The sequence below is a fragment of the Arthrobacter sp. OV608 genome (assembly GCA_900110595.1).
Classification (GTDB): domain Bacteria; phylum Actinomycetota; class Actinomycetes; order Actinomycetales; family Micrococcaceae; genus Arthrobacter.
In genome coordinates, this window is record FOEZ01000022.1 from 1 (window position 1) to 14,440 (window position 14,440).

Below are 14,440 nucleotides of genomic sequence, written 5' to 3' on the forward strand. Positions count from 1 at the left end.
GCTCACCACTCATCCCACCTGGTTCGTCGCCGCGGACAGCGAAATCACGGAGCCGGATGCGGCAGGAAAGCTGCAAGATGCGCATCGGGCGGAGATACGTTGGAACATTTCGGGGCATCCTTCGGGTTTTGTCGACTCTGACAGGGGATCCTCAACGTGGTGATCCCGCTCACTAGACGATAAGGGGACTTGGATACGATGTCAAGAGTTGTGAATACGATGTCAAACGGCGGGTGAGACTTCATGAGGGAGCGCGCGAAGCACCCTCAGTGTGTCTAAATTAAACGCCCGCGAAACGGCGACCGTCGTGGCATGGGAAGCAGCGGCTTCGCCGTGTGCGAGAACCTGCGCCCGGCATCACGCCGCGACCGCCGGTTACCGCACGCACCTCATCCAGCAACCGGCCCGTTCCCTCTTCGACACGCTCGCATACGCCCTGGCATCGTGCCCGCGGCCGCTGTGAGAGCCGCATCAAGACGCTGAAGAACATCGGGCTGGGCAGGCCCCCGTTCTTCGATTTCGTCGCGTACCATGCCTGGCCGGACCTCGCGGTCCTGGCCGCGAACCTTGTCTCCTGGCTCCAGCTCGCCGCCGTGCCCGCCGGCCACCAGGCGCGGGGCTGGGACATCAAACGCTGGCGCGCCGGCTCTTCGCCACCGCGGACAAGATCATCACCCGCGCCCGTGGGCACCACCTGCTGCTGCACGGTGCCGCACCGGAGAAACCCCTCATCGGCGCGTTGCTCGAAGCGAACAGCCGGATCGCCGCAGTCCCCAAACCGCCCCGTGGTCCTGCTGCGGACCTGATCTGACCCCGAAGCCCCCACCAACCAACGAGCGGGAAGAAGCACCAACGGGATCAGTGGAAGTCCGCGCCCCGCCAGGCGTCTCAGGGCCGATCGCCGCGTCCGCCTTCAGCTCGCGGCCTTGGGCTTTCCGGCCTCGCCTATTCGTTCATCGCAGGCATCCTGACCCATTTCCCGCGGGTGGAGGACTGGCCCATCATGCCCGTGGACACTGTGGGCTTCAAGCTCCGCCCCGAGGGCTTCTTCGACCGCAGCCCTGTGCTGGATGTGCCGGCCAACCCGAGCCAGCAGGCCTCCTCCTGCCACAGCGAGGGAACCTCCGGTGGCTCCTGCCACTAGCCTCTCGGCAGGTGCGGCGTCCGGACTGTGCGGTGATCCCAGTCCGGAGCAGCGTACGACGGCGGCGGGACGCGTCCGTGCCGGCGGTCCCCTCGTGCATCCCCGGCTGGTCGCCGTGGTCACCGCCGGGTCCTGCGTTGCGCACCTGTGGGTGGCGGTCGCCGGCCACCACGGTGCCTGGCTCGGCATTCTGATGGTGGCGCTGGCGGCAGTCTGCGCACCCTGCACCGTCCACATCTGGCGGCACAGCCGGGTGGGCGCCCTGCATCAGGTGACTCTTTCGGCCCTGCTGATGGTCGGCCTGCATGCGGCGTTGCTGCTCGGCGCGGGAGGTGCGGGGCACGCCCACGGCGGCAGGCCGGCGTCGTCCGCTGTCCAGGCGACCGGGAACATCCAGCTGCTGCTGGTCATCGGACTGGAGCTGGCCACGGCCCTGCTCGCCACAACCCTGATGGCACGGCTGCGCCAGGAGAACCGCACCACAATGGCGCGTCCCGGCGCATAGTCGCGCTACTTCTCGTTGGGTCCCAGGTCCGGAGCAGAGACGAACCGTACATCCCGGGTCGAGCTGCCTTGCAGTTCGAGAATGGCCAACTCGTTGATTCCTTCGCGGATCAGCGGGCCGGGTACGTAGAGCGTGCGCTGTGGTCCGCGGCTCCAGTAACGGCCCAGGTTGAAACCGTTGATGAAGGCATTGCCCTTGGTCCAGCCGTCCAGCCGGAGGTACCGGTCGCCAGGCCCCTCGGCGTCGAAGGATCCGAAGGACAGCGAGGGGCCGCCCACTCCTCCATTGTCCGGCAGTTCCTTGGCGGCACGACGGAAACCATCCAGCGAACCCAGGTCCAGCGGCCGGATCGTCCAGTCCAGGACCTCCACGCCGTTCAACAGCGCTGGCCCGATCAGACCCTTTACTTCGCCGATCCGCGGCCCGTAATTGACCCGGCCCTGGTCCTCCACGACAATCTGCAGCAGTCCGCCGTTCGGAAGGAAGATCGAACGTTCGCCAAGTTCACGGCTCAGGATCCCCACGGGGAATCCGTCCAGGAAGAACTGCGCCCGGTCACGGATTTCGTCGAAGCTGAGGACGCCGCCGTCGGGCACCTGCCGTTCATACAACTGGAACCCCCGGTACTGTCCAGTGGCCTCGCTGACTGGCAGGGATCCGGGGACCGTCAACGGACTGCCGAAAGACTCTATGGCCTTCAACAGGGGCACAGAAGACACAACGGACGCGGCGCACTCCACTGCCCCGGCGCGTCGCGCAGGAACCTCGGCCGGTACGTCAAAATGCCGGGCGATGACATCCCGGAAGGCAAAGTATTTGTCGGTGGGGAAGCCATCTTCGCTCAACGGTGCGTCGTAGTCGTAGGACGTGATGGTGGGCTCGTAAATGCCCTTGTCATTGGCGCCGTTGGTGAAGCCGAAGTTGGTGCCGCCGTGGAACATGTAGATGTTGACGGAGGCTCCGGCAGTCAGCAGGGCGTCGAGCTCGGCTGCGGAAGCGGCGGCGTCGGTGGTGTGATGGTGGGTGCCCCAGTTATCGAACCAGCCGTTCCAGAATTCCGCGCACATCAGCGGCCCCGTGGGCTGGCGTTCGCGGAGGAACGCCAGGCGTTCGGCGGCGCGGGAACCGAATGTTCCGGTCTTGTGCAGCTCAGGCAGCGAGCCATCCTCGATCATGGTGCCGAAGGGCTGGTCGCAGGTGAAGAGCGGGACGTCCACGCCGGCACGTTTCGCAACGTCCATCAGATGCTGGAGGTACGCCTTGTCGTTGCCGTACGCGCCGTACTCGTTCTCGATCTGGAACAGGATGACTGGTCCGCCGCGGGTGATTTGGCGTTCGACGACGATGGGCAGCAGGCTGCCGAGGAAGGAGTCGACGGCGGCGAGGTAAGCGGGTTCGCTGCTGCGCACACCCACTGTGGGATCACTGAACAGCCATGCGGGTAATCCTCCGTTATCCCACTCGGCGCAGATGTAGGGGCCCGGCCGGACGATGGCCTGCATTCCTTCGGCTGCCACCAGATCAAGGAAACGCCCAAGGTCAAGGCCGCCGTCAGTACGGAAAGCCCCTGGTGCGGGGGAGTGTTCGTTCCACGGCACGTAGGTCTCGATGGTGTTCAGCCCCATAAGCCGGGCCTTGTGGATCCGGTCCGCCCACTGGTCCGGGTGGACCCGGAAGTAGTGGATGGCGCCGGAGACAATCCGGAAGGGCTCCCCGTCCAGCAGGAAGTCGTGGTCGCCAATGGCGAAGGTGTTCAAGGAGATTCCTCCGGGGTTGTGTCACGGCCACCGAGGACCGCATGGAACGCGTACGCTGCGTTGCTCCAGACCACAAACAGCAGGGGCGCCGGCGCCAGGGCCACGCCCAGGACCGGTTGGAGGAGCGCGGCCGAGGCGATAATGCCGAGCAGTACCAGCATGGCCAGGCTCAGGTACCAGCGCTGGACGCAGAGGTAGAGGGACGCCTTCACCAGGCTTCTGAGCCGGGCGTCCGGGAGCAGCACGGCCCCGGCGACGGACAGCACCGCCACACTCACCACCACGGCCGCCGCCACCACAATGACGGGAACCAGCACCGCTCCGGCGGGCAGCGCCTGGACTATCGCGAGGTCCACACCGAGGAACAGCAGCACCGCGACGGCGGCAAGCCCGAGCGGGGCGACCTTCCGGAAGCCGCGCCGGTAACCCCGCAGGAAGGAGGCGACCGGCTTCACCGCAGTGCCGTCGTCGTTCAGTGCCTGGAAGGCGGCAAACAGGCCGGCGAGCGACGGCGGAACCGTCACCGAGAGGGCCAGGAAGAACGGCCACGCCGCGATGGGATCGGCCACAAGGGCAAGGCACAGCACCAGCGGAGCGTTGGCCAGCGCCATCAACACGTTCCCGGCCAGGAAGGTGTAGACGAAGCCGAAGATGCCGCCGAACGTTTCGAACCCGGGGCTCGGAATCCGGCCCGCCAGTCCGCGCCGCCGGGGTTGGTGCTGTGCCACGGAGCTCATCCTTTCATGCCGCTCGTGGCGATGCCCTGGATGAAGTAGCGCTGGCCCAGCAGGAAGATAACCAGAATGGGGATCACCGAGATCACGGAGCCGGTCATGATCATGGCGTACTCGGCGTCGAACTGGCCCACAAAGGAGCGAAGCCCCAGCTGGACGGTCCAGAGGCGGTTGGACGTGAGGTAGATGAACGGGCCCATGTAGTCGTTCCAGGTGTTCACGAACGTCAGCAGTGCAAGGCTGGCCAGGGCCGGCTTGGACAGCGGCAGGATCACCCGTGCCCAGATGCCGTACTCGCTCAGGCCGTCGATGCGGGCCGCCTCACACAGTTCGTCCGGGATGGTCATGTAGTACTGGCGCATCAGGAACACCCCGAACGCTCCGAACGCCTGCAGCAGGATCAGGGCGTTGAAGCTGTTGGTCAGGCCCAGGTTCTGCATCATGATGTACTGCGGCACCATGTAGGCCTGCCACGGCACGGCGATGGTGCCGATGTAGGCCAGGAACAGCACGTCGCGGCCCGGAAAGCGGACTTTTGAGAACCCGTAGGCGGCCAGGGACCCGGTGAGCACCTGCAGGCACGTGATGATGACGGCCAGGTACAGAGAGTTCTGCAGGTATCCCATCATGGGAATCCGGGTCCAGATGTCCGTGTAGTTGCTCCACACAAACTCGGACGGGATCCACTGGATGGGAACCGTGAGGACCTGGTTGTTCTCCTTCAGTGACGAGGACACCATCCAGATGAACGGCACCATCAGCGCCACCACCAGCACGGCCAGCACGGCGTAGATCACGGTATCCGTGGTGCGGGCTTTCCGTTCGCGAGTGGAGCGTTTGCGCTGCCCGGAACCCCGCGTGCCGGTACCAGGCGTACGACGGCGGCCTTCCGCAGGTGCCAGCCCCGCCTTGGCAAAGGGTGCCTCGGCCTTGAGGTCTTCGGCCATGTTGGTCATCAGCGTTCCCTCCGCTGTTGGATCTTGAACTGCAGGACGGTGACCGTCAGGACGATGAGGAACAGCACCAGCGAGATGGCCGACGAGTAGCCGAACTTACCTTCGCCGATGCCCTCCTGGTAAATGAGCTGGGACAGCACCGTGGTGGAGCGGCCCGGGCCGCCGTTGGTCATGACCACGATGAGGTCAAAGACCTTGAAGCTTGAGACTGTCAGCATCACCACTACGAAGAAGGTGGTGGGCCGCAGCGACGGGATGGTCACGTTCCAGAAGCGCTGCCAGGCGCTGGCGCCGTCCACTTCCGCCGCTTCGTAGAGCTCATTGGGGATGGCCTGCAGGCCGGCCAGGTAGAGGACCATGTAGTAGCCCATGTCCCGCCAGACGCTGGTGATGATGACGGCGGGCATGGCCCAGTCGGAGCTGGACGTCCAGCCGGGAGCTTCGGCGATACCGATCGAGTGCAGGAACTGGTTGATGGGGCCGCTGTCCGGGCTGAAGAGCATGTTCCAGACGACGGCGACAGCCACCAGCGAGGTGATGTAGGGGAAGAAGATGGCCACCCGGAAGAAGCCGATGCCCTTGAGCTTGCGGTTCAGCAGCATGGCCAGGAGCAGTGCCAGTGCCATGGTGAGGGGGACGTGGCCCAGGGCGTAGGCGACTGTGTTGCGCAGCGCCACCCAGAAGGTGTCGCTGGCCAGCATGCGCTGGAAGTTGGCCAGCCCCACCCACTTCGGTGCCGTGAACGAGGTCCATTCCATAAAGGAGAGGGCGAACGCTGCGAGAACCGGAATGAGTGTAAAGGCCAGGAAGCCCAGGAAGTTCGGCAGGATGAAGGTCCAGCCAATCAGGGTGTTCCGCCGGGCCTGCTTCCGGTTGCCCCGGCTGGCAGCCGGGGCAACGGGAGGAAGTGTTTTTGTTGTCATGATGGCTGTTACTGTCCGAGGACTTCGCTCTTGACGCGCTTGCCCATCTCGGCGAGGCCGTCAGTGACGGAGCGCTCGCCCACCATAATGAGGTCGTGCTCCTGGTTCAGGACCTTGTCCGTTGCGGCGGACTTGTCGCTGACCGGCATTTCGAGGGCGGTTTCGTCCGGGGTGAAGGCTTTCTTGGACAGCTCGTCCGTGGGCATGCCGTCGAGCTTGAAGTACTCGGCGGTGATGGCATCGTTCTGCAGGGCCGGGACAACGCCGATCTTGGAGATGGCCTTGGCGCCCTCTTCACCGGCGGCCCATTCGATGAACTTCTTGGCTTCGTCAGAGTGGGAGGCGTTCTTGTTCACGGCGAAGGCCGTGGGGGAGCCGAACGTGGAGACCTCACCGTTGGAGTCCTTCTGCGGCAGGGGAGCCAGGCCCCAGTTGACGTTGGTCTTGCCGTCCTTCTTGGCCTGCAGGATACCGGCGATGTACCAGGTGCCCATGGGCATCATGGCCGCCTGGCCGGATTCAAACATGGTGCGGTAGCTGGTTTTCTGGCTCTTGGCCGTGCCGAAGTCCAGGGTGGCGCCGCTCTTCTGCAGGTCCAGGGTGGTGTTGTACTGGTCCTTCATGAAGCTGTAGTCGCCGCTGTTCTGGTCCGCGTGGTTTTGTGCGGCTGCGATGGCCTGGACCGTGGAGCGCCAGATGTGGTGGTAGGTGCCGTAGACCTTCTTGCCGCCGGCCTCGGTGGAGAGCTTCTTGGCGAGCTCCGTGTACTTCTCCCAGGTCAGGTCCTTGGGATCGTCGATTCCGGCGGCCTTGAACAGGTCCTTGTTGTAGTAGAGCAGCCAGAAGTCCTGGCGGTATGGGGCGGCGAAGTACTTGCCGTTGATGTCGAAGGCGTCGCTGCCGGCGAGGTTGTCCTTGCCCACCTTGTCCACCACGCTGTTGATTTCCTGCAGCTGGCCGTTGTTCGCGTACCGGGAATAGTCGATGACGTTCTTCATGGTCAGGACATCCGTCGTGTCGCCGCCGGCCAGCATGGTGGTGACTTTCTGCGGGTAGTCATCGGCGAGGATGTCCACCGGCTCGATGTCCACCTTCGGGTTGGCGGCCTCATAGGCATCAAAGAGTGCCTTGAACTCCGGGGTGCCTTCGTAGTTCCAGACGGACACCGTCAGGCGGGTCTTGCCGTCCTGGCCCTGGGGTTCGGCTGGGCCTGCGGCACCTGCGCAACCGGTCAGGCCAAGCCCGGCGGTCACTGCCAGGGCGATGGCGGCGAGGGTTGTGCGCTTCATTGCGATCTCCTTTGTAGGGTTTCAATTTTGCCGTAGCGGCGGCGGTGTTCTTTGGTCAGGCGCTGAGGGAGAGGTCCTCGTGGAGGACCTGGGCGAGGAGGTCCCGGCCGGTGAGGTACCGTTCCAGGTCGTCTAGTGCGGCGTCGGACATCCTCCGGGTTTCGGTGCCCAGTGAACCGGCGATGTGGGGGGTGATGATGACGTTGGGAAGGTCGTAGAGCTTCGAATCCGCGGGCAACGGCTCCGGTTCGGTGACGTCCAGCAGGGCCATGATGCGGCCGGTGGCGCATTCTGCTTCCAACGCCGCGGTGTCAACGAGTGAACCCCGGGCGGTGTTGATCAGGGTGGCGTGGTCCTTCATGGCCTGCAGTTCCGGTGCCCCGATCATGTGCCGGGTTTCCGGCAGGGCGGGGGCATGGACCGTGACGATGTCCGAGGCCGGCAGCAGCTCCGCCAGCGGAACAAGGTGTCCGCCGGCCGCTGCCACTGCCCTCGGATCGGCGTGCGGATCGCTGACCAGGCAGGTCACGTCCTGCAGCTGCTGTACCAGCTGCACCACCCGGCGTCCGATGCGGGAGAACCCGATGACGCCCACCACCCGGCCGATGTTGCCGAGCTCGCCGCGCCGGGTGGTGTAGCTCCAGTCCTCGCGGAAGGTGCGGGCGTCATTGGACAGTACGTGCGCCTTCTTGCCGGCCAGGACGATGGACGCGAACGTGAACTCGGCCACCGGGATGGCGTTGGCGTCCGCACCGTTGGTCACCAGGATGCCGCGGTCCCACAGTTCCTCGCTGACGAAGCTGCGGACGGTTCCCGCGCAGTGGAACACTGCCCGAAGCTTGGGCATCCGCTCCAGGCGGCCGGCGTCCAGGCGGGGCACGCCCCAGCTGGTCAGGAGGATTTCGACGTCGGAAAGCCGCTCCGTGAGCTCCGCACCATCGAGCGAATCAGTCCAGGGGTCCGCGCCGAGGTCAACGACTTTTCCCAGCCGTTCCAGCCGGGTTGAATCAAATTGATCGGCAAAGGTTCCACTGTTCATGACCAGCAGCGCCTTGGGCTTTCGTGACATCAGGGATCCTCCTTTCGCATTCTGTGGCTTGACCCGTAGGGGCTGAATCATGTCTTGCATCACATCTAACAATCAGTAGATACTCATAAACAAGACAGTTCATTCAAGCTGTTCCCGATCGTTCTAAAACGATCACACTCGAACATTCGAAAGAAGTCCATGACGCCCAACACCCTGCCGACGGCCACCCGTGAAATGCCGCTGGCGTCCGCATGGGGCAACAAGTCCGCCGGGCTTGAACTGACAGAGTTGCTTCGTGATGCCCCCCGGCGCATGCGTGTGCGGCCGGCAGGGGAAAGGGTCTGGGAGAGAGTTCCCGCCGGGCTGCTCGTGGCACTGCGCCAGCATGCCGGCGAAGAGAGGGGCACCCCCTGGCCGCAGCCCCTCGTCTCGCATTACGCCCGCTATTTCCGCGACGGGAACCGCACCGCCTACGAAGGCCTGGTGGCGGCACGCCAGCAGCGCCTCACCCGGGCGGTGCTGATGTGTTTGTTCCCGAACCCGGACCCGGACCCGGACACAGGCACAGGCACGGACACGGGTGCGTATCCGGACACGCACGCGGACCCGGCTGTGAACGATAGGGACGAGCCGGACTGGCTCGACGGAGTGATCGACGGCGCGTACCTCCTGTGCGAGCAAAGTTCCTGGAGCTGGGCCGCGCACGATGACGTCCTTTCCCGCTCCGGGGAGGTGGTGCCGCGCAGATCCCGGCCATACCTGGACCTGGGTGCCGGGGAGGTTGCCGCCCAGCTTGCCTGGGTGGACCACGTCCTGGGCGACCGCCTGGACAGCAGGGCTCCCGGCCTGCGGCGCCGCATCCGGGAGGAAACCGCGGAACGGGTGATCCGCCCCTTCCTGGACCGCCTCGACTGGCACTGGCTGGGGCTGGACGGCAACGTCCACAACTGGAATCCCTGGATCCACTCCAACCTCCTGGCAGCCGCGATTTTCCTTCTCGACGATCCAAACGAACAGGCTCGAACAGTGGCGCGGTGTATCGAGGGACTGGACCGCTTCCTCGCCTCCCTCCCGGCGGACGGCGCCATCGACGAGGGCTTCGCCTACTGGTGGAACGGGGCAGGGCGGATGCTCGAAGGGCTTGCCTTGCTGGAGGAAGCCACCGGCGGTGCGCTTGATGCGGACCTTCCGGTAATCCGGGAGCTCGTGGCCTTCCCGCACCGGATGCACATCGGCGGGGACTGGTTCCTGAACGTCGCTGACGGTCCCGCCCGCGCAGCTAAAGCGCTGCCGTGGGACATGCTGCACCGCTGGGCAGTGCGCCTGGGTGACCAGGACGCCGCACGGCATGCGGCGGCTTGTGCTCCGGCCCGGCCGGAGGCGGCGGCAGGCCTGGGCCGTGTCCTTCATTCGCTCCTGAACGCCGCCGATACCCCCACGCCCGCCCAGTCGCCGCTCGTTCCCTTCACCTACCTGCCGTCGGTACAGATTATGGCGGCGCGCGAGCAAGGCGGCACCGAAGAGGGCCTGTTCCTTGCCGCCAAGGGCGGACACAACGACGAACACCACAACCACCGCGACGTGGGTTCAGTGGTGGTTGCGGTTGACGGAATTCCGCTTCTGGTTGACGCCGGCCAGCCGACGTATACGGCAAAGACGTTCGGCCCGGATCGCTACGATATCCGGGCCATGCAAAGTGCCTGGCACAGCGTTCCGGCACCGTTCGGCTTGGAGCAGGGCACGGGCGCGGAGTTTGCGGCCAAGGTTCTGAAGGCTCCCGATCCCGCGGACCCTACGTTGCAGCTGGCGCTCGGCGCGGCCTATGGGGTGCGGCCGGACCAGTGGATCCGCACCACATCGCTGGACCGGAAAGCCCGGACAGCAATCGTCGAGGACCGCTGGGAGCTTGGTGTTCCGCCGGTAAACGGAACGTCCGACGTCGACATCACCTACCTTGCCGCCGGTACCGTCACCGTGGGGCATGGCGCAGCCACCGTCCTGCCAGCGGGCATTCCCGCCGCCGCCGGGACCACCCGCGGAGCCGAACTGCGCTGGGAGCCGGCCGCCGCCGTCGTCCTCGTTGATGAGTGGCCGCTGGACGATCCCCTCCTCGCGGACATCTGGGGTGCAAAGCTCACGCGCCTGCGCTTCCGCCAGCCCGTCGCTGTGCCCGCCCATCCAATCGCCGAACTGTCCAGCGCCGCCGGCGCATTCACCCTCACCGTGGAGGCCACGCCATGAGTCCTGAACTACCGCACGAAGCAGCCGGCAAGGCGCTCTTTTCACTCCAGCGCAGGGAGCGGCTGATGGAGGAACTGCGGGCCCACGGTGCCATTACGGTCCGCGACATCGCCGCGAAACTGGGAGTCAGCGAGCTGACCATCCGGCGCGACGTCAACCTCCTCGCGGACGAAGGGCTGGTCTCCCGCGTCCATGGCGGGGCAACACTGCCCAGCCGGCTGGACCGCTCAGCGGCTGCGGGCCGGCCGCAGCCGCACAGCTATGCCATCGGCATGGTGGTGCCGTCGCTGGACTACTACTGGCCGCAGGTCATCAGTGGGGCGCGCGCCGAGGCGGAGGAGCAGAACCTCCGGATCATGGTGCGCGGTTCCGCCTACGACGCCGCGGACAACCGCCGGCAGGTGCAGGCGCTGCTGGACAACCAGAATGTGGACGGGCTGATCGTGGCGCCGGACATGACCGGTGACCAGGGCCAGGAATTGCTGCGCTGGCTCAACGCGCTGCCCATTCCCGTGGTGCTGGCGGAACGCCGGTCGCCGGCCGAAATCCCTGCCCACCGGCTGGAGTGGGTGGCCACGGACCATGCGTTCGGCGCGGGAATGGCGGTCCGGCACCTGTGGCAGGAGGGGCACCGGCGGATCGGCTGCCTTACCGACTCCTCCAGCCCCACCAGCCCGCATGTGGTGCGCGGCTGGCGGCAGGCCCTTGCTGCCCTGAAGATTCCACTGGAGGGATCCGTGCACGAGGACTCGGCGAAACAGGAGAACGGCGAACGCGCCAAGCACTTCGACCACGTCCTGGAGCTGTGCGAAAAGACCGGGACCACTGCCATGCTGGTCCATTCGGACACCCAGGCGGTGGCTTTTGTGCAGCACTGCGCGGACCGGGGACGGGCGGTGCCGGGGGACATGGCCATCGTGGGGTACGACGACGAGGTGGCCTACCTCGCCGAGCCCGCCATCTCGGCGGTGCGGCCGCCCAAACAGTATGTGGGGAAGGTGGCAGTGCAGCTGATGGCTGCCCGCCTGGCCGAGGGAAGAATGCGGCCGGTGCACCGCATTGAGCTGAACCCTGAGCTGATCCTGCGCGAATCCTCCATCGGTGCGCCGCGGGTGCCCAATGCCGACGTGTTGCAGGAATCCCTGTGACGGCCGGGCAGGTGCCGGAATCCGCCTCACCCGGCGTCTCCTCGCAGCCTAAAGCGCTGCTGCTCAGCGGCGTCGGCCGTTATGCCGACCCCTGGCATCCGTTTGCTGAGACCTCCGCGGCTCTGGCCGGGCTGCTGCGGGAGGCGGGTTACGACGTCGACATTCCCCCTGACGTGGACGCCGCCCTGGAGGGCCTCGCCGCCGCCGATGACACCGCCCTGCCCGACCTCCTGGCGGTCAACGTAGGCCTTCCCCGCGACGGGCAGCCGTCCCCCGGTACCCCTGATGCCGCGGCAGGGCTGACCCGCTGGCTCAGCTCAACCCGTCCTTTGCTGGCCAGCCATGTCAGCTCCACCAGTTTTGTGGACCTGCCCGAATGGGAAGCCGGGTTGGGCGGCCGGTGGGTGCGGGGCCAGTCCATGCATCCGGAGTATGGGCCGGCCGCCATCCACATCCTGCCCGGTTCCGGACCGCTCGTTGCCGGGATTGGCGACTTCAAGCTCCCGGATGAGCGGTACAGCTGGCTGCGGACCGCTCCGGGCATTACGGTCCATGCCACCCACACCCATGACGGCGTGGAGCACCCGGTGATGTGGTCCTTCGAGCGGGGTGGGGATCCTGCTGCGCCGGGCTCCCGAGCCGGCCGGACCTTCTACGACGCCCTGGGCCATGACGCCGCCTCCTACGAATCCACCGAACACCGGGAACTGCTCCGCCGCGCCCTTGCCTGGCTGACGGCCTGAACACCGAACCCCCTCTGCCCCTGATACCCGAGGAATCCATGCCAACCACAGCTCCTCCTGTTTCCCTTGCCCTGCCGCCCTTGGACCGCCGGCTCTCGCCCTACACCGGCCTGACCCGGGAGCACTGGTGCGCCTACGCCGACTACCTGCTGCGCTCGGCCCAGCGCTACGCCACGGAGGACCATGCCAATCTCCACCTGCCCGGAGCCAACAGCGCCTACGGCCCGGCAAGCGACTCACTGGAAGCCTTTGCCCGGACCTTCCTGCTGGCCTCCTTCCGTATCAAGGGGGATCCTGAAGGCACTGGCTGGCTGGCGGACTGGTACGCCCAGGGCCTGGACGCCGGAACCCACCCCGCCAACCCGGACCGCTGGCCCACGCCGGGGGAGCTCGGCCAGGCCAAAGTGGAGGCAGCGTCCCTGGCCGTTGGCCTGGCGCTGACCAGGGAGGTCCTGTGGGACAAGCTTCCGCAACGGGTCCAGGAGCAGCTGGTCGCCTGGTTTGAGACTGTCATCGGCGAGGAGTACCCGCCCATCAACTGGGTCTGGTTCCAGATTGTGGTGGAGACCTTCCTGGCCTCCGTCGGCGGTAAGTATTCCGACGAGGACATCGACGCCGGCCTGGCCATCCACGACTCCCTCTACCGCCACCACGGCTGGTTCGCCGACGGGCCGGAACGCGCTTACGACCACTACGTGGGCTGGGCCTTCCAGGTCTACCCGCAGCTTTTGCAGCTCATGGCGCCGGAGGATGCCCGGGTCAAAGCACGGGCACAACTCGACGGCGGCCGGCTCGCGGATTTCCTGGATGACGCCGTGCACCTGGTGGGAGCCAACGGCGCCCCGCTGATCCAGGGCCGCAGCCTTATCTACCGCTTCGCCGCCGCGGCGCCGTTCTGGTCCGGCCAGTTGTTGGGCAACACCAGGCTGAGCGCGGGCCTCAGCCGGCGGGCCGCCTCCGGGATCCTGGACTATTTCGTCAAGCGCGCCTCCATCACGGATGACGGGCTGCTCTCCATCGGCTTCCACGGTGAGTTTCCGGGAATGAAGCAGTCCTATTCCGGCGCCGGCTCACCCTACTGGGCGGCCAAGGGCATGCTGGGCCTGGCCCTGCCCGCCAACCATACCGCCTGGACAGCTGTGGAGGAGCCGCTGCCGGTGGAAGTCAGTGACACGCGCCGCTTGCTGGCGGCACCCGGCTGGCAGGTGAACGGCACGGTAGCCGACGGCGTGGTCCGGATCCGGAACCACGGTACGGACCACGCCAACGTGGGAGCGGCGGTGGCTGACTCGCCCCTCTACGCCCGGCTCGGCTACTCCACCTCCACTTTCCCGGACCTCGAGCCGGAATCCCTGGACAACGCCGTCGTCCTGGTAGACGGCGACGGCAAGCCCACGCACAGGACGGGCTTTGAGTACCTGGGGCAGCAGGACCTGGACGGCGTGCTGGTGGGTGTTTCCCGCGGAACGGTGAACTGGATTGCCGTTGATCCCGACGCCGGTCCGGACCACGGCAGCGGCGCCAAGGGCACCGCCACCGCGGGACCGGAGGTGACAGTGGTCTCGGCGACGCGCGGCTCCGTGGAGCTGCGGCTGGTCCGCGTGCGCGGCACGGCGTCGGCACCGGCAGCCACACTCCGCATGGGCGGCTGGCCGGTGGATGCGGGTTCCGGGATGGTCAGCGGCATCCACCCCGTGGCCGGTTTCGGCTCGTTCTTGGACAACGCCGGAACCTGGCGCCGGGACGAACCGCACCCCATGGGGGAGCAGCTGACCATTCCCTGGATTGGCACCTCGGGCACGGGGAACGACGGCGACTATGCCGCCGTCGTGGTCCTCACCGGCGAGGGAAGCGCGGACTCCCATGCCATCCGCTTTGTCCCGGTGGAGCAGGACGGCGGCGGCCGGTTCGAATTCGCCGACGGCGCCACCCTCCCCCTGGCCGCGGCGCTGGAGTTTTTGGACAGGTAA

The 14,440-nt window shown here is 66.3% G+C and carries 11 protein-coding genes and 2 pseudogenes; 7 read left to right on the forward strand and 6 right to left on the reverse strand.

The window, feature by feature from the left end; translation table 11 throughout:
- Positions 1-440: 440 nt before the first annotated feature.
- The 3 genes and pseudogenes from BMX78_RS19655 to BMX78_RS19665 form a co-directional block, all read left to right on the forward strand.
- A pseudogene (locus BMX78_RS19655) lies at positions 441-811 on the forward strand (transposase); the annotation flags it as partial.
- A 156-nt stretch (positions 812-967) separates the two neighbouring features.
- Positions 968-1,144 (forward strand): annotated as a pseudogene (locus BMX78_RS19660) (copper amine oxidase); the annotation flags it as partial.
- Between the two features lie 25 nt (positions 1,145-1,169).
- Complete coding sequence (locus tag BMX78_RS19665) at positions 1,170-1,649, forward strand: hypothetical protein (RefSeq protein ID WP_091423505.1); 480 nt, start codon at positions 1,170-1,172, stop codon at positions 1,647-1,649.
- A 5-nt stretch (positions 1,650-1,654) separates the two neighbouring features.
- On the opposite strand, the gene BMX78_RS19670 is transcribed toward BMX78_RS19665, so the two are convergent.
- The 6 genes from BMX78_RS19670 to BMX78_RS19695 are packed head-to-tail and all read right to left on the reverse strand — an operon-like array spanning position 1,655 to position 8,377.
- On the reverse strand, positions 1,655-3,406 hold the full coding sequence (locus BMX78_RS19670; RefSeq protein ID WP_091423266.1) for a glycoside hydrolase family 35 protein: 1,752 nt from the start codon (positions 3,404-3,406) through the stop codon (positions 1,655-1,657).
- A complete protein-coding gene (locus tag BMX78_RS19675; protein ID WP_091423269.1) occupies positions 3,403-4,143 on the reverse strand; it encodes a YesL family protein in 741 nt (246 codons plus the stop codon). Before BMX78_RS19675 ends, BMX78_RS19670 begins: the two co-directional genes overlap by 4 nt.
- Positions 4,140-5,096 carry a carbohydrate ABC transporter permease gene (locus tag BMX78_RS19680; RefSeq protein ID WP_091423271.1) on the reverse strand — a complete coding sequence of 319 codons (957 nt, stop codon included), beginning with the start codon at positions 5,094-5,096 and terminating at the stop codon, positions 4,140-4,142. Before BMX78_RS19680 ends, BMX78_RS19675 begins: the two co-directional genes overlap by 4 nt.
- Positions 5,096-6,019, reverse strand: a complete 924-nt coding sequence (locus BMX78_RS19685) for a carbohydrate ABC transporter permease (protein WP_091423273.1) — start codon at positions 6,017-6,019, stop codon at positions 5,096-5,098. Before BMX78_RS19685 ends, BMX78_RS19680 begins: the two co-directional genes overlap by 1 nt.
- An 8-nt stretch (positions 6,020-6,027) precedes the next feature.
- The gene (locus BMX78_RS19690; RefSeq protein WP_091423275.1) at positions 6,028-7,308 is read right to left on the reverse strand and encodes an ABC transporter substrate-binding protein; all 1,281 of its coding nucleotides are present in this window, start codon (positions 7,306-7,308) and stop codon (positions 6,028-6,030) included.
- A gap of 55 nt (positions 7,309-7,363) precedes the next feature.
- Positions 7,364-8,377 carry a hydroxyacid dehydrogenase gene (locus BMX78_RS19695; protein WP_091423277.1) on the reverse strand — a complete coding sequence of 338 codons (1,014 nt, stop codon included), beginning with the start codon at positions 8,375-8,377 and terminating at the stop codon, positions 7,364-7,366.
- A 159-nt stretch (positions 8,378-8,536) separates the two neighbouring features.
- Here BMX78_RS19695 and BMX78_RS19700 point away from each other — a divergent pair, with 159 nt between their 5' ends.
- The 4 genes from BMX78_RS19700 to BMX78_RS19715 are packed head-to-tail and all read left to right on the forward strand — an operon-like array spanning position 8,537 to position 14,440.
- Positions 8,537-10,579 (forward strand): heparinase II/III family protein, encoded by a 2,043-nt coding sequence (locus tag BMX78_RS19700; protein WP_286139182.1) that lies wholly within the window; start codon positions 8,537-8,539, stop codon positions 10,577-10,579.
- On the forward strand, positions 10,576-11,727 hold the full coding sequence (locus BMX78_RS19705) for a LacI family DNA-binding transcriptional regulator (protein ID WP_091423281.1): 1,152 nt from the start codon (positions 10,576-10,578) through the stop codon (positions 11,725-11,727). The genes BMX78_RS19700 and BMX78_RS19705 overlap by 4 nt, the downstream gene beginning before the upstream one ends.
- Entirely contained in the window at positions 11,724-12,470 is a 747-nt protein-coding gene (locus BMX78_RS19710; RefSeq protein WP_286139183.1) for a ThuA domain-containing protein, read from the forward strand. The genes BMX78_RS19705 and BMX78_RS19710 overlap by 4 nt, the downstream gene beginning before the upstream one ends.
- A gap of 38 nt (positions 12,471-12,508) precedes the next feature.
- Positions 12,509-14,440: a DUF2264 domain-containing protein gene (locus BMX78_RS19715; RefSeq protein ID WP_091423284.1), complete on the forward strand. Its 1,932-nt coding sequence runs from the start codon at positions 12,509-12,511 to the stop codon at positions 14,438-14,440.